Source organism: Kineosporia corallincola (assembly GCF_018499875.1).
GTDB classification, from domain to species: Bacteria; Actinomycetota; Actinomycetes; order Actinomycetales; family Kineosporiaceae; genus Kineosporia; species Kineosporia corallincola.
Genome location: NZ_JAHBAY010000007.1, coordinates 215,722 through 233,911 on the forward strand (window position 1 = coordinate 215,722; position 18,190 = coordinate 233,911).

15 protein-coding genes and 1 tRNA gene are annotated in these 18,190 nt (G+C 69.8%); 10 read left to right on the forward strand and 6 right to left on the reverse strand.

Annotated elements, in window-relative coordinates:
• The first annotated feature begins 30 nt into the window (after positions 1-30).
• The 3 genes from KIH74_RS18470 (at position 31) to KIH74_RS18480 (ending at position 1,160) form a co-directional block, all read left to right on the forward strand.
• Positions 31-459 (forward strand): DUF3052 domain-containing protein, encoded by a 429-nt coding sequence (locus KIH74_RS18470; RefSeq protein ID WP_214157215.1) that lies wholly within the window; start codon positions 31-33, stop codon positions 457-459.
• A 130-nt stretch (positions 460-589) separates the two neighbouring features.
• Positions 590-1,048: a peroxiredoxin gene (locus tag KIH74_RS18475; RefSeq protein WP_214157216.1), complete on the forward strand. Its 459-nt coding sequence runs from the start codon at positions 590-592 to the stop codon at positions 1,046-1,048.
• Between the two features lie 39 nt (positions 1,049-1,087).
• A tRNA-Val gene (locus KIH74_RS18480) sits at positions 1,088-1,160 on the forward strand.
• A gap of 77 nt (positions 1,161-1,237) precedes the next feature.
• On the opposite strand, the gene KIH74_RS18485 is transcribed toward KIH74_RS18480, so the two are convergent.
• The 5 genes from KIH74_RS18485 to KIH74_RS18505 form a co-directional block, all read right to left on the reverse strand.
• Entirely contained in the window at positions 1,238-2,245 is a 1,008-nt protein-coding gene (locus KIH74_RS18485; RefSeq protein WP_214157217.1) for a plasmid pRiA4b ORF-3 family protein, read from the reverse strand.
• 120 nt (positions 2,246-2,365) lie between these two features.
• On the reverse strand, positions 2,366-3,403 hold the full coding sequence (locus KIH74_RS18490) for a LacI family DNA-binding transcriptional regulator (RefSeq protein WP_214157218.1): 1,038 nt from the start codon (positions 3,401-3,403) through the stop codon (positions 2,366-2,368).
• Positions 3,404-3,425: 22 nt separating this feature from the next.
• On the reverse strand, positions 3,426-4,286 hold the full coding sequence (locus tag KIH74_RS18495; RefSeq protein WP_214157219.1) for a carbohydrate ABC transporter permease: 861 nt from the start codon (positions 4,284-4,286) through the stop codon (positions 3,426-3,428).
• Positions 4,287-4,290: 4 nt separating this feature from the next.
• Positions 4,291-5,136, reverse strand: coding sequence for a carbohydrate ABC transporter permease (locus KIH74_RS18500; RefSeq protein WP_372492095.1), 846 nt, complete (start codon positions 5,134-5,136; stop codon positions 4,291-4,293).
• An 83-nt stretch (positions 5,137-5,219) separates the two neighbouring features.
• Positions 5,220-6,563 carry an extracellular solute-binding protein gene (locus KIH74_RS18505; protein WP_214157415.1) on the reverse strand — a complete coding sequence of 448 codons (1,344 nt, stop codon included), beginning with the start codon at positions 6,561-6,563 and terminating at the stop codon, positions 5,220-5,222.
• Positions 6,564-6,888: 325 nt separating this feature from the next.
• Between KIH74_RS18505 and KIH74_RS18510 the strand changes: the two genes are divergently transcribed.
• The 4 genes from KIH74_RS18510 (at position 6,889) to KIH74_RS18525 (ending at position 13,667) form a co-directional block, all read left to right on the forward strand.
• Positions 6,889-9,249 (forward strand): glycoside hydrolase family 3 N-terminal domain-containing protein, encoded by a 2,361-nt coding sequence (locus KIH74_RS18510; protein ID WP_214157221.1) that lies wholly within the window; start codon positions 6,889-6,891, stop codon positions 9,247-9,249.
• 229 nt (positions 9,250-9,478) lie between these two features.
• A complete protein-coding gene (locus KIH74_RS18515; protein WP_214157222.1) occupies positions 9,479-11,377 on the forward strand; it encodes a putative bifunctional diguanylate cyclase/phosphodiesterase in 1,899 nt (632 codons plus the stop codon).
• 38 nt (positions 11,378-11,415) lie between these two features.
• On the forward strand, positions 11,416-13,176 hold the full coding sequence (locus KIH74_RS18520; protein ID WP_214157223.1) for a putative bifunctional diguanylate cyclase/phosphodiesterase: 1,761 nt from the start codon (positions 11,416-11,418) through the stop codon (positions 13,174-13,176).
• Positions 13,177-13,181: 5 nt separating this feature from the next.
• On the forward strand, positions 13,182-13,667 hold the full coding sequence (locus tag KIH74_RS18525; RefSeq protein ID WP_214157224.1) for an LURP-one-related/scramblase family protein: 486 nt from the start codon (positions 13,182-13,184) through the stop codon (positions 13,665-13,667).
• A gap of 4 nt (positions 13,668-13,671) precedes the next feature.
• Here KIH74_RS18525 and KIH74_RS18530 read toward each other — a convergent pair whose 3' ends face one another.
• Entirely contained in the window at positions 13,672-14,697 is a 1,026-nt protein-coding gene (locus KIH74_RS18530; protein ID WP_214157225.1) for a LacI family DNA-binding transcriptional regulator, read from the reverse strand.
• A gap of 175 nt (positions 14,698-14,872) precedes the next feature.
• Between KIH74_RS18530 and KIH74_RS18535 the strand changes: the two genes are divergently transcribed.
• The 3 genes from KIH74_RS18535 (at position 14,873) to KIH74_RS18545 (ending at position 18,190) form a co-directional block, all read left to right on the forward strand.
• A complete protein-coding gene (locus KIH74_RS18535; RefSeq protein ID WP_372492086.1) occupies positions 14,873-15,802 on the forward strand; it encodes a carbohydrate ABC transporter permease in 930 nt (309 codons plus the stop codon).
• A gap of 1 nt (position 15,803) precedes the next feature.
• Entirely contained in the window at positions 15,804-16,724 is a 921-nt protein-coding gene (locus tag KIH74_RS18540; RefSeq protein ID WP_214157226.1) for a carbohydrate ABC transporter permease, read from the forward strand.
• A gap of 110 nt (positions 16,725-16,834) precedes the next feature.
• A complete protein-coding gene (locus tag KIH74_RS18545) occupies positions 16,835-18,190 on the forward strand; it encodes an ABC transporter substrate-binding protein (RefSeq protein ID WP_214157227.1) in 1,356 nt (451 codons plus the stop codon).

An 18,190-nucleotide genomic window follows, 5' to 3' on the forward strand; every position in this document is an offset into this window, starting at 1 on the left:
GGAGCGTTGGCAGCGGAGGAGGTCAGTGAGGTGGGCGCGACCGCGGAGCCCGCGGCTGAGCAGTCCATGGCCGGCAGGCTTGGACTTAAGCCCGGTCAGTTCGTACAGGAATTCGGGTACGACGACGACGTGGACGACGATCTGCGGCTCGCAATCGAGACGCTGACGGGCAACGAGTTGGCCGACGAGGACGCCCAGGACGTCGTCGACGCTGCCCTTTACTGGTGGCGGGACGGTGACGGTGACCTCGTCGACTCCCTTGTCGATGCGCTGACGAACCTGGCCGAGGGCGGGGTGATCTGGTTGCTCACGCCCAAGGCAGGGCGCGACGGCCACGTCGAGCACAGCGAGATCGAGGAGTCCGCCCCGACCGCCGGCCTGCACGCCACGAGCACGATCAGCGTGTGTCAGGACTGGACCGGGACCCGTCTGGCCACCCCGAGGGCCGGGCGCCGCTGATCTCCGGGCCACCGGCGCTGACCGCCGGTGGCGTGGGGGCGGGGGATTCCTGACAGACTGTGTCCCGCGTGCCAGGCTCGTCCTGGCGCGCGGCACAGTCATGGAAACCTCCCGGCGGAAGGATTCGGGCATGGCACTCGAGATCGGTCAGGCGGCCCCCGGGTTCGCCCTGAAGAGCGAGCACGGTGAGGTCGTCGAGCTGGCGGCCTTCCGCGGCGAGAAGAACGTCGCCGTGGTGTTCTACCCGTTCGCCTTCTCCGGCATCTGCACCGGCGAGCTGTGCGAGATCCGCGACAACCTGGCCGCCTTCGACGAGGGCTCGGTGCAGGTGCTCGCCGTCTCGTGCGACCCGATGTTCGCCCTGCGCACCTGGGCCGAGGCGGAGAAGTACCCGTTCCCGCTGCTGTCGGACTTCTGGCCGCACGGTGAGGTGGCCAAGGCCTACGGCGTGTTCAACGAGACCACGGGCAGTGCGGTCCGGGGCACGTTCCTCGTGGACAAAGAGGGCGTGCTGCGCTGGAGCATCGTCAACGGCATGGGCGAGGCCCGGTCGCTGGAGGGCTACCGCGAGGCCATCGCCGCCCTGTAAGTATCATCCTTGTCCGGCACCCACCCGGTGCCGGATCAGGGGCCTGTAGCTCAGTTGGTAGAGCACCGCGTTTACACCGCGGGTGTCGTCGGTTCGAGCCCGGCCGGGCCCACTCCTTTTTCGGACCTGCCAGAACAATGGACGACGACGAGCCGTGCGGGCTCCTCGTCGTCCATCATTTTTTGCTCGTCAGCCCTGCGAGGTCAGCAACTGCCCGGGAGCGCCGCAGGGGCGCACCGCCAGCGCGGTGGCCTTCGGGATGAGGGTGCGGGCCGAGGGACCGGGCAGCCAGCCGGCCGGGGTGGGCCGCACGAGGTCGAGCCCGCTCAGCACCGGCCCGAGCTGGTGCAGGGTCTGCCGCACGTCGTCGGCGGTCGCGGGATTGCGTGGTGAGGTCTCGCCCAGCACGAGGTGCACCAGGGCCTCCTCGGCCAGCGGCCCGTGGGCGGCCAGGCCGCCCACCGCGATGCCGGCCACGAACGCCCCGAAGGTGCCCGGCTCGAACCAGGCCCGCAGCCGGCGCACCACGAACCGTTCGTCGTGTGCCGCCGCGACGGCCCGCACCGTGCCCTGCCCGTGCCACAGGATGCCGGTGCTGCGCAGCACGCCGTGCAGCACGAGCAGGGCCGGCAGCCCGGCCTCGTCGGTGGCCGGGGCCCCGGCGTTCCAGTCCGGGCGCAGCGCATGCATCGAGTGCACGACGGGTTCCGGAAGTGCGCCGGAGCCGGTGAGTTCCACACCCGGCAGGGTGAGCTCGATCAGCCGGCGCACGGTTTCGGGCACCCGCCCGGCCATCTGGCGAACCCGCAGGTCGGTGCGGTCCTGGTCGAAGTCCGGGGCGGCGAACGGATTCCGAGTCTGTTTCGCGTAACCGGCCGGGCCACCGCTGGATTCGGGTGGGCACACGCCCTCGCCGTAGACACACCCGGCGGCGTCGCCGCCCGGCCCGAGCACCGTGACGTCGTGCCGCCACCGGTCCTCCGGGTCGTAGTGGTAGGTGAAGTGCTCGCCCAGGCCGGGCAGGTCCGGTGCGAGGGCGGGCGAGATGAACTGGTACGGCTGAAGACTCAGCCAGCCGAGGCCGATCTGCAACAGGTCGTGCAGCTCGCCCAGGGTGCTGTCGGCCGGGACGTCGAGGATGCGCAGCACCCGGGGTTCGACGTCGCGCAGGGTCACTCGCAGGCGGATGGTCTTCACCTGTCGGAGATTACGGGAGGTTCACCCCACTACTCCGCGGTCAGAGGGAAAGTCCGGGATCCAGGGCAGTGAGAGTGCATTCACCGTTGCGGAACATGGGCAACAGAGCTGCCGGGCCCGTCAGCGTTGCCGCGGCGCCGCCGTCGACGCCCGCACCACCAGACTCGTCGCCAGCTCGACGTGATGTGAGTCCACCGAGGCCCCCGCCGCCAGCCGCAGCGCGGTGCGCAGCGCCACCCGGCCCATCTCCCGCAGCGGCTGACGCACGACGGTCAGCGGTGGCGAACAGAATTCGGCCAGCTGGGTGTCGTCGAACCCGACCACGCTCAGGTCCTCGGGCACCCGCACCCCGCGGCGGCGGCAGGCCTCGATCAGACCCACCGCGATCTCGTCACTGCCCGCGAACACCGCGGTGGGCGGGTGCTGCCGGTCCAGCAGCGCACCGCCCGCCGCCACCCCGGCCGCGTAGCGAAAGGTCTCGTGCAGCACCAGATCATCGCGCACCGGGTGCCCGGCGGTCTCCAGAGTGCTGCGAAAACCCTGCCAGCGCGCCTGGTTGCAGCCCGCCTCCAGATCGCCGCCGAGATAGGCCACGCGGGTGTGGCCGAGCGAGAGCAGGTGCTCGGCCGCGCTGATCCCGCCGGCGTAGTTGGTGGCGCCGACGCTGGTGACGTCCGCGCCGGCCGGGGTGAGCGGGTCGATCACGACGAGCGGCACGTTGGCCCCGGCCAGGGCGGTGGCGTCCTCCACCGTCATCTCGTTGCTCACGCTGATCACCGCGCTGCGCCCGGCCTTGGCCACCCCGAGCGCCCAGGAGGTCGGGGTGACCGGGGCACCCGCCCCGGTGTCGATCCCGGTCCGTCCCTTGCTCAGCATCACCGCCACGCCGGGCGGCTCGGCGGCGGCCCGCAGCACCCCCTCCAGCACCTCGTTGCTGTAGGCGGCCAGCGGCCCGGCGAACACCACCTCCACGGTGGGCTGCCGGGTGCCGCCGCGCCCGGTGTAGTAGTGCCGCCGCAGCAGTTCCTCGACCATCGCGCGGGTGCCGGGAGAGACGTCGTCCCGCCCGTTCACCACCTTCGACACGGTGGCGATGGAGACGCCCGCGGCCTGGGCGATGGTGGCCAGGGTGGCCCGGCCGGGCCTCGATGTGGTCATGCCGAACCCCCGAAATAGCTTGTCAGCGGCCGAAACCGGCCGTCAGGCCGCTGAGCAGCTGCCGCCTCCCGATCGCGTACAGCGCCAGGATCGGCAACGTCGTCAGCACCACCGCCGCCGCCACGGCCGGCACGTTCACGCCGTACTGCCCCTGGAACGACCACAGCGCCAGGGGGAGCGTGCGCTGGTCCGGCTCGGAGGTCAGCACCAGCGGCAGCAGGAACCCGTTCCAGATCGTCAGGGCGTTGTAGATGCCGACCGTGACCAGGGCGGGCCGGGTCAGCGGGAAGGCCAGCGACCAGGCCGTGCGCCACTCGCTGGCGCCGTCGAGGCGCATCGACTCGAACAGCTCCTTGGGCACGTCCCGGATGAAGTTCACCAGGATCAGCACGGTGAGCGGGATCGCGAAGGCGACCGAGGGCAGGATGATCGCCAGCAGGGTGTCGTAGAGCTGGAGCTTGATGATGATCAGGTACACCGGGATGATCACTGCCTGGAGCGGCACCGCCAGACCGGCCAGGAACAGCAGGTTCACGCCGCGCAGGAACCGGCCGTCACCGGCCCGCACGATCGCGAAGGCCGCCATGAACGAGATCAGCACGGCGGGCACCACGGCGCCCAGGGTGACGATCACGGTGTTGGTGAAGTAGCGCGGGAACCCGGCGTCCATCACGAACTGGTAGTTGGAGAAGGTGATGTCGTCGGGCGGGGCGAGCGGGTTGGTGGTGTAGTAGTTCGACCGGGTCTTGATGCTGGTGAGCGCGATCCAGTAGATCGGCACGATCACCACGAACAGCCAGAACCAGCCGGCCAGGCCACCGATCCAGTTGAGGTGCAGCAGTTTCCGGTAGGGAGCCGGGCGCTCCAGTGTGCTGGCGGTCATGCCGTCACATCCCCTCGAGTTGGCTGCCGGTGTCGCGCCCGCCGCCCAGGCGCCGCAGCGCGAGCGCGAGCAGCAGGCCGACGACGACGAGGATGACGGCGATGGCGCTGGCCGGGCCCATCAGGTTGGCCCGGAAACCGCGGATGTACATGTCCAGCGCCAGGGCCCGGGTGGCGTCGCCCGGCCCGCCCGCGGTGAGCACCCAGATCAGGTCGAAGAAGGTCAGCGACCCGACCACCATCAGGGTGGACGAGGTGATGATCGTGTTCCTCAGCTGGGGCAGGGTGATGCTGAAGAACTGGCGGATCCGCCCGGCCCCGTCGAGCTGCGCGGCCTCGTACAGCGAGATCGGGATCTGCCGCACGGCGCCCTGGTAGATCAGCGAGTGGAACGGGATGAACTGCCACGACACCACGAAGACCACGGTGCACAGGGCCAGCGTCGGGTCGCCCAGCCAGTCCTGCACCAGCAGGTCGACGCCCAGCCCGGCGCCGAGGCCGAAGTTCGGGTCGAGCAGGGCCTTGAAGGTGATGGCGATGGCGGCCTGGCTGAGCAGCAGCGGGATGAAGTAGATCACCGCGAGCACACCCCGGTAGCGGTGCGGGGCGGCCAGGAACACGCCGATCAGCAGGCTCAGCGGGGTCTGGAACGCCCAGGACAGGAACATCACCTCGAAGGTGACCCAGAGCGCGTTCGGCAGACCCGGGTCGGTCAGCACGTCGCGCCAGCTGTCGAACCCGGCCGGGTGGATGTCGCCGATGCCGTCCCACTGGGTGAAACTCAGGGCCAGCACCCCGATCAGGGGGATGACGGCGAAGGCCACGAACATCAGGAAGGCGGGCAGGGCCATCCACCCGATGGAGCCCTGCCGGACCGCGTGCGAGGCGGTCCGGCCGGGCGTCCCCTGATCGGGCGGAACCTGGATCCCGACAGTCATTTTCCGATGACCGCGTTCATGTTCTCGGCGAACTTCTCGGGGGTGACGTCGAGCGAGAACAGTTTGGCGATGTTGCTCAGCAGCTCCTCGGCCGCGGTCGGGCTGAGCGCCTGGTCCCAGGACTGCGAGAAGGTCTGGGCGGTGCTCGCCGTGTCGTAGACGAACTGGAGCCACTCGGCGTCTTCCAGCCCACTGAACTTGGAGTCCACGCCGACCACGATCGGCACCTGGCCGGCGTCGTTGACCCAGTCGGTCTGCTCGGCGTCGGAGAGCACCTGGGTCTTGAAGAAGTCCTTGGCCGCGGTCTTCTGCTCGTCGGTGGCCTTGGACGAGAGCGAGTAGTACTGGCCCGGGTTGCCGTAGGTGTTGCTCGGGTCGCCGGTGCCGCCGGCGACCGGCGGGAAGTTCATGTAGCCCAGGTGACCGCCGCTGACGAAGTCGCCGCCCTCGGTCTTCATCGAGCCGTAGGTCCAGGCGCCGTGCAGCATCATCGCCGCCTTGCCCGAGGTGAGCAGGGCCTGGTCGGCGTTGGTGTCGGCGGTGATCGAGGCGAAGCCCTTGATGAAACCGTCGGCCTTGACCAGCTTCTGCACCTCGCCGAGGGCCTTGATCGCTGCCGGGTTCGACCAGGCGTCCTTCTCACCGTCGAACACCGCCTGGAAGATCTCCGGGCCGCCGATCCGGTCGAACAGGAACTCCAGCCACATCATGTTGGTCCAGCGGGACTGCCCGGCCAGCGAGAACGGCGCGATCTTCTTGTCGTTGAACTTCGGCACCAGCTCCAGGATCTCCTCCCAGCTGGTGGGCGGCTGGAGTCCGGCCTCCTCGAAAACCTGCTTGTTCCAGAACAGCACGATCGGGGTGACGGTCTCGGCCGGCACCGCGTAGATCTTGCCGTCCACCGTGGCCGCCGCGAACGACGACGGGAAGCGCCGTTCCTTCTGGTCCGGGTTCTCGTCGAACCACGAGGTCAGGTCTTCCACCGCGCCGGCGTCCACCCAGCTGGCCAGGCCGCCGCCGCCCCAGCCCCAGATCACCGTGGGGGCCTGCCCGGCGCCGATGGCGACCTTGATCTTCTCCTTGTAGGCGTCGTTCTGGAAGGCCGTGCCCTTGATCGACTCGTCCGGGTTGGCCTTGTTGAAACGGTCCAGGGAGGTGCGCCGGATGGTCTCGTTCGGGTCGACCGAGAGGTACCAGTAGCTGCCGCCGGAACCTCCTCCGGAACCGCCGTTCTCGGTGCCGGGGCCGGAACTGCCGCAGGCTGCGAGGGTGGCGCCGGCGATCGGGACGCCGAGCGCGAAGGCCAGGAAGTTTCTGCGGGAGGTGCGGGACGTCTGCATGGGATCCACGGTGATCTCCATCGGGTACCGGCCGCGGACGGCCGCGGCTCATCGGAACGCGGCGGGCCCGGTTCGCGCCCCGCTGCGCTGGTGGAATCTTTCGGTCAGGGTCGGCGGCTTTCACTCGCGAAAGCTGCCGGAAATGTCGGAAGTTCTCGAAAAGTAGTTTCGCTGTCAGGTGATGTCAAGGGTTGCGTGCGGGTGTGGTGCTCGGTGAGAGTGAAACCGTCGACGAACGGAAAAACCCCTGTCCCCGGGTGATTTGAACTCCGCGGGTGGCCCGGGCGTCGAAAACTTTTCGACGTACCTCACGAGGGAGTGAGCAGTGGAGAACAACGCGCGCTGGCGGGACCCGTCGCTGCCGGTCACGGATCGGGTCGAGGACCTCCTTGCCCGGATGACCGTCGAGGAGAAGGCCGGCCAGCTGGCCGGCCGCTGGGTCGGTAACACCCCGAGAATCAAGGACGACGAGGAGCCCGCGACCGGCTCGCCGGAGAGCGCTCCGATGGAGCAGGTCTTCGCCCGGGCGGCGGGCGTTCCCCTGGAGCAGGCCGCGGAGCACGGCCTCGGGCACCTGACCCGGGTCTACGGCAGTGCCCCGGTGAGCCCGGCCGAGGGGGCCGCCGAGCTGGCCCGCCAGCAGGGCGTGGTGACGGCCTCGCGCCTGGGCATCCCGGCGATCGCCCACGAGGAGTGCCTCACCGGCGTCACCACCTACGGCGCCACGGTGTACCCGGCCGCCATCGCCTGGGCCGCCACCTTCGATCCGGAGCTGATCGGCGAGATGGCCGCCGCGATCGGCCGCGACCTCGCGGAACTGGGTGTGCACCAGGGCCTCTCGCCGCTGATGGACGTGGTGCGCGACTACCGCTGGGGCCGGGTGGAGGAGACCCTGGGAGAGGATCCCTACCTGGTCGCCGAGCTCGGCTCGGCCTACGTCCGAGGGCTCCAGGACGCCGGGATCATCGCCACGCTCAAGCATTTCGCCGGCTACTCGGCCTCGCGCAGCGGCCGCAACCACGGCCCGGTCCCGATGGGCCGCCGCGAGCTGCTCGACGTGATCCTGCCGCCGTTCGAGGCCGCGGTGGCGGCCGGCGCGGGCTCGGTGATGCACTCCTACTCCGACGTCGACGGTGTGCCGGCCGGTGCGGACTCCTGGCTGCTCACCGAGATCCTGCGCGACGACTGGGGTTTCACCGGGACGCTGGTGTCCGACTACTGGGCCACCCCGTTCCTGGCGCTCAAGCACCGCATCGCCCCCGACTACGCCGGTGCGGCCGTCGCCACGCTGGAGGCCGGCCTGGACGTGGAACTGCCTGACGCGGTGTGCTTCTCGAGCCTGCCGCAGCTGGTGCACGAGGGCCGGGTGGACGAGGGCCTGCTCGACCGTGCGGTGCGTCGGGTGCTCACCCAGAAGGCCGGGCTGGGCCTGCTCGACCCGGGGTGGAGCCCGCGGGTGAGCCCGCCGGCCGACCTGGACCCGCCCGCCAACCGCGACATCGCCCGCCGGATCGCCCGGTCGTCGGTGGTGCTGCTCGATCCCGGCACGGCGCTGCCGCTGGTCGGGCGAGCCGATCCGGCCGGCCGGATCGCCGTGGTCGGCCCGTGCGCCGACGATCCGCACACCTTCATGGGCTGCTACGCCTTCCCGAACCACGTGCTGCCGAAGTTCCCGGAGCACCAGGGCCTGGGCATCGCCGTCCCGACCGCCCTGGACGCCCTGCGCGAGGAGCTGCCGGGCAGCACGATCACCCACGAACAGGGCTGCCGGGTGATGGGTGACGACCGCTCCGGCATCCCGGCGGCGGTGGCCGCGGCGCGGGAGGCCGACCTGTGCATCGCCTTCGTCGGCGACCGGGCGGGCATGTTCGGCCTCGGCTCCTCCGGCGAGGGCTGCGACGTGGACGACCTGGAACTGCCCGGCGCGCAGGCGGAACTGCTCGACGCCTTGCTGGGGAGCGGCACCCCGGTGGTGGTGGTCGTGGTCTCCGGCCGGCCCTACGCGCTGGGTGACGTGGCCGGGCGGGCGGCCGGTCTGGTGCAGGCGTTCATGCCCGGTGAGGAGGGCGGCGAGGCGCTGGCCGGTGTGCTGTCCGGCCGGCTGGAGCCGGGTGGCCGCCTGCCGGTGCAGATCCCGCGCAGCCCGGGCGGCCAGCCCTTCACCTATCTCCAGCCACCGCTGGGCGAGCCGAGCACGATCAGCAGCGTCGACGTCACACCGCTCTTCCCGTTCGGCCACGGCCGGTCCTACACCGAGTTCGAGCTGACCGGCTTCGGGCTGGACCAGGCCGAGATCCCGACGGACGGCGAGGTGGTCGCGAGCGTCGTCGTCCACAATCGGGGGCGCCGCGCCGGGACCGAGGTGGTGCAGCTGTACCTGGGCGACCCGGTGGCCCAGGTGGTGCGGCCGGTGCGCTGGCTGGCCGGGTTCGCCCGGGTGCGGCTGGAACCGGGCGGCAGCGCCCGGGTGGCGTTCAGGGTGCACGCGGACCGCACCGCGCTGGTGAGCCGCGACCTGTCCCGGGTGGTGGAGCCGGGCGAGATCGAGGTGTCGCTGGGCACCTCCTCCCGTGACCTGCCCGCCCGGGGGAGCGTCCGGCTGACCGGGGAGTCCCGCGTGGTCGGGCACGATCGGGTGCTGCGGACACCCGTAGACGTGACGCCGGTGGCGGGTCAAGTCGGGTGAGGCCGCTGAGCCGAAATCACATTCAGGTGACGGATTCCCGGCAGTGCCGGACCTGTCAGTATTTGTGGTGGTGGTTTACCCCTCGGTCGGCGTAGGGACGATGCACAGAACCCCCCTCGGCCGGTTACCGTCACACGGTCGGGCGTCACACCTTCGGCGGATCATCGCCGAAGGGTGATCGGACGACGGATAGCGCAACACTCGTGTCCTGTCCGGAAGGGGAAGCGTCGTGGCGGTGGCGCCAGCCATGCCGTGGGCCCAGCCCACCGGCAGGCCCCGCAGAGGGCGACATCGCCTGCCCGATCAGCAGGCGTCCAAGCCGGAACCGCTGTCCGGCTGGGCGAAGGCGATCCTGGCCGACATCGCCGTCCCCGCCGTCACCATGCCGCCCGACATGCGGGTGGCCGAGCTGGACGACTGGTTCCGCGGCAACCCCCGGGCCACCACCGTGGTGGTCCCGCTGGTCGCCGGGCCGATCGTGGTGGACCGGGCCTGGTTCGACCGCTGGGTCACCGGCGCGCTCGGCTACGGGCGCTCGGTGTTCAAGCGGATGACCCTGGCCGACCTCGACGACGTCCCCAGTGTGTTCCTCCCGGCCGAGACCAGCATCGACGCGGCCGCGGCCGTGGTCACCGACGAGGCCCCCGGCGAGGAGGCCTCGGTGACCACGGTCGGGGTGATCGCCGCCGACGGCACCCTGATGACGCTCTCGGTGACCACGCTGTTCCGGGCGCTCTCGTACAGCTACGCCTACCAGGCCCGGCACGACGTGCTGACCGGGCTGCCGAACCGGGCCTCGCTGATGGAGTGGGTGCGCGGGCACGACCCCCGCTCCGGCGCCCTCACCGTGCTGTACATCGACCTGGACCGGTTCAAGGACGTCAACGACAGCCTGGGGCACGCGGTAGGCGACCAGGTGCTCCAGATGTTCGCCGAGCGGCTCCAGAACATCGCCCGGGCCGACGACCGCGTGGTCCGGCTGGGTGGTGACGAGTTCGCGATGGTGCTCGCCGGAGCCCTCACCCCGGACGAGTCCCGCGCCGTGGCCGACCGGATCGTGCACGAGGCGTCGCTGCCGTTCAGCGTCACCGTCGACCACGGCGACGGGCAGCAGGTCGAGGCGGTCGCCAGCGTCGGCGCCAGCGTGGGGGTGGCCGCGGCGGACTCGATGATGTCGGGCGCCAGCCTGGAAGACCTGGTGTCGCAGGCCGACCTGGCGATGTTCCAGTCCAAGTCGCACGGCCGCGGCCGGGTGACGCACTTCGACGCCGAGGTGCTGGCCACCCGCGGCTCGCAGGCCGAGCTGCGCGCCCGCCACCACATGGAGCGCCGGCTGCGGCTGGCGATCGCGAACGGCGGGCTGCGCCTGCACTACCAGCCGCTGGCCGAGGTGGCCAGCAACCGCATCGTCGGCGCCGAGGCGCTGGCCCGCTGGGAGGACGACGAGCTCGGGCCGGTCTCGCCCAACGAGTTCATCAAGCTGGCCGAGGAGACCGGCCTGATCATCGACCTGGGCCGGTGGGCGCTGCGCACCGCCTGCCGGGAGGCCGCCACCTGGCCGATGTTCGAGTCGACCGACGGCATCCGGCGCCGGATGAAGGTCACCGTGAACGTGTCGGCGGTGCAACTGTCGCAGCCCTCGTTCGTGCGGGACGTGGCCGACGCGCTGGCCGAGTCCGGGCTGCTGCCGCGCACCCTCTGCCTGGAGATCACCGAGACCGCGGTGATCGGTGACATGCACGCCACCGCGAAGAACCTCCAGGAGATCCGCGACCTGGGCGTCACCATCGCGCTGGACGACTTCGGCACCGGCTACTCGTCGCTGACCATGCTGCGCGACCTGCCGGCCGACGTGGTGAAGATCGACAAGTCGTTCATCGACAAGATCGCCGAGGAGGCCAGCACCGACAGCGTACTGGCCCGGCTGGTGATCGAGACCGCGCACTCGCTGGGCATGAGCGTCTGTGCCGAGGGGGTGGAGACGAACGAGCAGGCCGAGCGGCTGGCCGGGATGGGCTGCGACACGCTCCAGGGCTGGCTGATCTCCAAGCCCCGGCCCGGCTCCGAGGCGTTCACCGAGTGGCTGCCCTCCGCCGTGCTGCCGGAGTGCCTGGGTCCGCGCCCGTAAATCCTGTCGAGGGCCGGGCCGCTGCCGACAGGGGCTGCGTGACCCGCGACGGATGGGGCCGCCCGACGGTCCTGGGAGACATCGCCGAGCCGGCCGTGATGATGAACCCGGCCATGCGGGTGCTGGACCTGGACGAGTGGTTCCGCCGCAACCCGCAGGCCGCGAGCGTGGTGGTGCGCGCCTGCCCGTCCGGCGCCGGGTCGCTGGTGCTGGACCGGGGCTGGTTCGAGCGCTGGATCAACGGCCGGCTCGGCTTCGGCCGGGCCGTGCACAGCCGCACCACGCTGGCCCGGCTGGCGACCGAGGTGCCCACGGTGCTGCTGCCGGCGGGCACCGAAATCGCCGAGGCGGGTGCCGTGGTCACCGACGAGCTCGGCTCCTCGCACGGCGTCTCCACCATCGGTGCCCTGATGCCCGACGGCGAGGTGATGACGGTCAGCGTGACCACGCTGTTCCGTTCCCTGTCACGGGATTTCGCGTTCCAGGCCCGGCACGACCCGCTGACCGGCCTGCCCAACCGGACGTCGCTGGCGGAGTGGTCGGGTGAACCGGACGAGGTCACCGTGCTGTACGTCGACCTGGACCGGTTCAAGGACGTCAACGACGGCCTCGGCCATGCCGCCGGCGACCAGGTGCTGCGGGAGTTCGCCGACCGGTTGCGGCGGCTGGCCCGCGCCGGCGACCGGGTGGTGCGCCTGGGCGGTGACGAGTTCGCCCTGCTGTTGTCCGGCGTGCTGACCCCGGGCCAGGCCCAGGCGGTCGCGGACCGGATCGTGCACGAGGCGGCGCTGCCGTTCGCCGTCACGGTCGACCACGGGGCCGGCGAGGCGGTGGACTCGCTGGTGACGATCGGCGCGAGCGTCGGCGTGGCCGGGGTGGAGGCGGTGCCGCAGATCGGCGGCCCTCTGCTGCCCGAGCTGGTCTCGCGGGCCGACCTGGCGATGGTCCGGTCCAAGGCGAAGGGCCGCGGCCGGGTCACCCAGTTCGACCCCGGGCTGCTGGCCCGCCGGGCCCGGCACCACCTGGAGCGGCGGCTGCGCGAGGCGGTGCGCGAGGCGCGGCTCACCCTGGCCTACCAGCCGCTGGCCGGGGTGCTGAGCGGCCGCATCGTCGGCGCCGAGGCCCTGGCCCGCTGGGACGACGAGGAGCTCGGCCCGGTGTCACCGGTGGAGTTCATCACCGTGGCCGAGGAGACCGGGCTGATCGTCGACCTCGGCCGATGGGTGCTGCGCACAGCCTGTTTCGAGGCCGCGAGCTGGCCTTCGGGGGGTGGGGGAGATCGGCTCAAGGTCTCGGTCAACGTGTCCGCGCTCCAGATCGCCCAGCCGTCGTTCTTCCGCGAGGTGCTCCAGGCGCTGACCGACTCCGGCCTGCCCGCGTCGTGCCTGTGCCTGGAACTCACCGAGACCGCCGTGATCGGCGACATGCGCTCGACCGCCCAGCTGCTGCGCGAGATCCGCGACCTGGGCGTGAGCATCGCGCTGGACGACTTCGGCACCGGGTTCTCGTCGCTGACCATGCTCCGCGACCTGCCCGCCGACCTGGTCAAGATCGACAAGTCGTTCGTCGACAAGGTCACCGACGAGACCTCCGCCGACAGCGTGCTGACCCGGCTCGTGGTCAGTACCGCGCACTCACTCGGGATGCGGGTCGTCGCCGAGGGCGTCGAGACCGCCGAGCAGGCAGGACTTCTCGGCTCGATGGGCTGTGACGTGCTCCAGGGCTGGCTGATCGCCAAGCCGCAGCCCGACCTGGCCGGGTGGCTGCACTCGCGGGCGGGCGCGACTGCCGGAGAATGAGCGGCATGTACCTGATCAAGGAACGCTTCTTCGACATCGGTGACGACTTCGACATCACCGACGAGGACGGCCGGCTGGTGCTGCACGTCGACGGCAAGGTGCTGAGCCTGCGCGGGCGGCTGGTGATCGAGGACCCCTCGGGCCGTGAGCTGGCGTCGGTGCACCGGCAGCTGGTGTCGCTGCGTGAGACCTACACGATCACGGTGGGCGACCAGAAGGCCGCGGAGGTGAAGAAGAAGTTCTTCACGCCGTTCGGCGACCGGTTCACCATCGACGTGCCCGGCCCGGACGACCTGGAGATGAAGGGCGACCTGTTCGACCACGAGTACGTGGTGGAGCGGGGTGGCCGGGAGGTGGCCAACGTGTCCAAGCGCTGGCTCACCTTCCGCGACACCTACGCCGTGCGGGTGGCCGACGGCGAGGACCACCTGCTGATCCTCGCCGCCGTGCTGTCGCTCGACCTCGCGGCCGCCCGCAAGAAGGACGACTAGGGCGTCACGGGTGCCCCGCAGCAGGCATGGAATTCCCCAACATGCCCTCGGGCGGGGGAGCGGTACTCGCCCGCACCACCAGCTCGATCGGCACCAGCACGTTGACCGGCGTGCTGGTGCCGTTCTTGATGCCGTGGATCAGCAGGTCCACGCTGCGCCGCCCGACCGCGCCGAAGCTCTGCCGGATCGTGGTCAGTGGCGGCCAGAAGTCCTTGGCCTCGGCCATGTCGTCGAACCCGAGCACGCTGACCTGGCCCGGCACCGGCCGCCCACGCTCGTGCATCGCCCGCAGGATGCCCAGCGCCATCTGGTCGTTGGCCGCGAAAATGGCGGTCACGTCCGGGTTCTCGGCCAGTTCCAGTCCGGCCCGGTAACCCGCGTCGGACGACCAGTCGCCGATGATCACCGGTGGCACCGCGCGGCCGTTCGCCCGCAGCGTGTCGTGCCAGGACTGCCGGCGGCGCACGGCGGAGTACGAGCTCTCCGGACCGGAGACGTGCCACACCGTGTCGTGGCCGAGTCCGAGCAGGTGCTCGGTGGCCAGTTTCGCGCCCTCGGCCTGGTCGGTGTCGACCACCGGGGCCGGCAGCTGGGCCCCCGCGTCCACCACCACGAGCGGCAGCCCGGCCGGCAGCTGCACCTCGTTGGTGTCGATCAGGTGCGCCTCGATCACGATGATCACGCCGTCGACCGCCTGCTTGTTCAGCCGGGCGAAGGCCTTGGTGACGTCGGACTGCGAGGCCCGCCGCACCGGGATCAGGGTGAGGGAGTAGTTCGCGTCGACGGCCGCCTTGGCGATCGAGTCGAGCGTCTGCATGTTCCCGAACGACGACAACGTGAACATGATGACGCCGATATTGCCGAATCGTCCTAATCGCAGAGCGCGAGCGGCATTGTTCGGCCGGTAGCCGACTTCACTCATCGCGGCCAATACGCGACCGCGCGTGGTTTCGTCGACGTTTGTGCGCCCATTCACCACCCGCGATACCGTCTGCCCCGAAACCCCCGCAATTCGGGCGACGTCGGCCATCGAGGGGCCACGACGGTGGGATCTTGGCTCCACGGTGGGGGTTTCGTCAGCCTCGACGGTGTCGTCCGGGTGGTTCACAGTCCCAGGCCCGTGGTCATGTTCACGTAAACATGCTAGCTTCCCCACACCAAAATGTTGACGTAAACATTCTGGGTCTTTCCAGAGAGGTAAAGAGATGACGATGGCGTCGGTGACCGCGAGGACGGTCCCGCCCGCGCGGTCTGCGCTTCGGCGCAAGCCGCGTAAGGATTGGCGTGGCTGGATTTTCGTCGGGCCCTTCATGGCCGTGTTCGCGCTGGTCTTCATCGCGCCGCTGTTCTACGCGATCTACCTGAGCACCTTCCGCAAGCAGCTGATCGGCGGCAACCACTTCGTCGGTCTGGACAACTACACCCAGCTGTTCCAGGACGCCAGCTTCTGGGAGGCGCTCCTGCGGGTGCTGCTCTTCCTGGTGGTGCAGGTCCCGATCATGCTGGGCATCGCGCTCGCCGCGGCGATGGCGATCGACAGTGCGCGGCTGTACGCCGCGGGCCTCTTCCGGATCGTGCTCTTCCTGCCCTACGCGGTGCCGGCCGTGGTGGCCGCGCTGATGTGGGGCTTCATCTACGGCGACCAGTTCGGTCTGGTCGGCAACGTCAACGACATCCTCGGGTCCACCGTGCTGAAGCCGTTCAGCTCCGACTGGATGCTGATCTCGATCGGCAACATCGTGACCTGGGAGTTCGTCGGCTACAACATGCTGATCTTCTACACCACGCTGAAGACGATCCCGACCGAGCTCTACGAGGCCGCGGAACTCGACGGCGCGGGCCAGCTCTGGATCATCCGCGCGATCAAGATCCCGGCCCTGCGCGGTGCCCTGGTGATCGGCACGATCTTCTCGATCATCGGTAGCTTCCAGCTGTTCAACGAGCCGAACATCCTGCGCCCGCTGGCCGAGAACATCCTCACCACCGACTACACCCCGAACATGTACGCCTACAACCTGGCCTTCAGTGGGCAGCAGCAGAACTACTCGGCCACCGTCGCGATCGTGATGGGCGTCGTGACCGCGGTCATCGCCTACGTCGTGCAGCTGCGTGGCTCGCGGACGGAGGACCGCTGAGATGAGCACCCTCACCCGGGCCGAGGCCCGCAACGGCCGGGCCAACCGGCACGTGCGCTCCAAGCCCAAGGGCCGCCCCGGCACGCAGAAGTCGATCGCGCTGACCGTGCTGATGGCCGCGTTCCTGATCTACACCGTGCTGCCGCTGCTGTGGCTGGTCATCAATGCCTCCAAGACCCAGGCCGACCTGTTCGACTCCTTCGGTCTGTGGTTCGGTGACTCCTTCGCCCTGTTCAGCAACATCCAGGACACGCTGACCTACCGGGACGGCATCTTCCTGCGCTGGCTCGGCAACACGCTGATCTACGTGGTGGTCGGCGCCGGCGGCGCCACCCTGCTGGCCACCCTGGCCGGCTACGGCCTGGCCAAGTTCCGCTTCCCCGGCCGCGGTGCGGTGTTCTCCATCGTGCTCGGCGCGGTGGCCGTGCCGGGTACCGCCCTGGCCGTGCCGACCTTCCTGATGTTCAGCAAGATGAACCTGACGAACACCCCGTGGGCCGTCATCATCCCGTCGCTGATCAGCCCGTTCGGCCTGTACCTGATGTGGGTGTTCGCGGTCGAGGCGATCCCCACCGAGATCCTCGAGGCGGCCCGGGTGGACGGCGCCGGCGAACTGAGGACCTTCTTCACGATTTCGATACGGCTCCTGGCCCCCGGCATCGTGACGGTGCTGTTGTTCACTACTGTGGCGACCTGGAACAACTACTTCCTGCCACTGATCATGCTGAGCGACTCGGATTGGTACCCGTTGACCGTCGGTCTGAACCAATGGAACAGCCAGGCCACGGGTGCCGGCGCACAGCCGATCTTCAACCTCGTGCTGACCGGGTCGCTGCTGTCGATCATCCCCATCGTCGTGGCATTCCTCGTCCTGCAACGTCAGTGGCAGTCCGGCCTGTCCGCCGGAAGTGTGAAGGCGTGAGAGCTCCGACCCTCCTCCGCCCCCGCACCGGCTGTTCCAACCCCGAAACAACCCGGCGTTCCCCCGCGCCGGGGTCCCGAAGCACGACGAAGTGAAGGGAACAACCCCCGATGTCCCGTAAGTTCCGCAAGCCCCTGGCTCGCGTGGCGGTCACCCTGGGTGCCGTGCTCGCGGTCGGGACGACCCTCGCCGCGTGCGGTGGTGGCAGCTCCGACGACTCCGCCGACGCCGGGTCCTTCTCGCAGGCCGACCTCGACGCCGCGCTGGAGAAGGGTGGCGAGATCACCTACTGGAGCTGGACCCCGTCCGGCGAGGACCAGGTCGCGGCGTTCGAGAAGGCGTACCCCAACGTCAAGGTCAACCTTGAGAACGTGGGCACGAACACCGACCAGTACACCAAGATGACGAACGCGATCGAGGCCGGTGACGGTGCCCCCGACGTCGCGCAGATCGAGTACTACGCGTTCCCGCAGTACGCGCTGTCCGAGTCGCTGCTCGACCTGAGCACCTACGGCCTGGACGAGCTGAAGTCCGCCTACACGGCCTCCACCTGGGGCTCCGTGGCGTTCGACGGCAAGGTCTACGGTCTGCCGCAGGACTCCGGCCCGATGGCGCTGTTCTACAACAAGAAGGTCTTCGACGAGGCCGGCATCGACAAGGCGCCGACCACGTGGGACGAGTACATCGCCGACGCGAAGCTCATCCACGAGAAGAACCCGAAGGCCTACATCACCGCCGACAGCGGTGACGGTGGCTTCACCAGCTCGATGATCTGGCAGGCCGGCGGCCACCCGTTCAACGTCTCGGGCACCGAGGTCTCGGTCAACTTCGAGGACGAGGGCACCAAGAAGTTCACCGCCATGTGGAACCAGCTCCACCAGAACGACCTGCTCTCGGACACCGTGGGCTGGAGCGACGAGTGGTTCAAGGGCCTGACCGACGGCACCATCGCCTCGCTGGTCACCGGCGCCTGGATGCCGGGCAACCTGGAGGCCAACGCCGCCGGTGCGTCCGGTGACTGGCGGGTCGCCCCGATCCCGACCTACGACGGCCAGCCCGTCACGGCCGAGAACGGCGGCTCCGGCCAGGCCGTGCTGAAGCAGAGCAAGAACCCGGCGCTGGCCGCCGCGTTCGTGCGCTGGCTGAACCACGACTCGGCGAGCCTCGACATCTTCATCGAGAGCGGCGGCTTCCCGTCGACCACCGCCGAGCTGGGCGACCCGGAGTTCACCGAGGCCAAGTCGAAGTACTTCGGTGGCCAGCAGGTCAACAAGGTGCTCGCCGAGGCGGCCGGCCAGGTCCAGCCGAACTGGTCCTACCTGCCCTACCAGGCCTACGCGTTCACCATCTTCGGTGACACGGCCGGCAAGGCGTACGTCGACCGCAGCGACCTGAACGCCGGCCTGGCGTCCTGGAAGGAAGCGCTCGACACCTACGGCAAGCAGCAGGGCTTCACGGTCAAGTAA

Bases quoted from the DNA above. Each gene is read 5' to 3' on its own strand.
- KIH74_RS18540 (WP_214157226.1), top strand. From the start codon at position 15,804: ATGAGCACCCTCACCCGGGCCGAGGCCCGCAACGGCCGGGCCAACCGG.
- KIH74_RS18500 (WP_372492095.1), bottom strand. From the start codon at position 5,136: ATGGCCCTGCCCGCCTTCCTGATGTTCGTGGCCTTCGCCGTCATCCCC.
- KIH74_RS18475 (WP_214157216.1), top strand. From the start codon at position 590: ATGGCACTCGAGATCGGTCAGGCGGCCCCCGGGTTCGCCCTGAAGAGC.
- KIH74_RS18495 (WP_214157219.1), bottom strand. From the start codon at position 4,286: ATGACCGCCAGCACACTGGAGCGCCCGGCTCCCTACCGGAAACTGCTG.
- KIH74_RS18545 (WP_214157227.1), top strand. From the start codon at position 16,835: ATGTCCCGTAAGTTCCGCAAGCCCCTGGCTCGCGTGGCGGTCACCCTG.
- KIH74_RS18490 (WP_214157218.1), bottom strand. From the start codon at position 3,403: ATGACCACATCGAGGCCCGGCCGGGCCACCCTGGCCACCATCGCCCAG.
- KIH74_RS18530 (WP_214157225.1), bottom strand. From the start codon at position 14,697: ATGGCCGACGTCGCCCGAATTGCGGGGGTTTCGGGGCAGACGGTATCG.
- KIH74_RS18535 (WP_372492086.1), top strand. From the start codon at position 14,873: ATGACGATGGCGTCGGTGACCGCGAGGACGGTCCCGCCCGCGCGGTCT.
- KIH74_RS18525 (WP_214157224.1), top strand. From the start codon at position 13,182: ATGTACCTGATCAAGGAACGCTTCTTCGACATCGGTGACGACTTCGAC.
- KIH74_RS18505 (WP_214157415.1), bottom strand. From the start codon at position 6,563: ATGCAGACGTCCCGCACCTCCCGCAGAAACTTCCTGGCCTTCGCGCTC.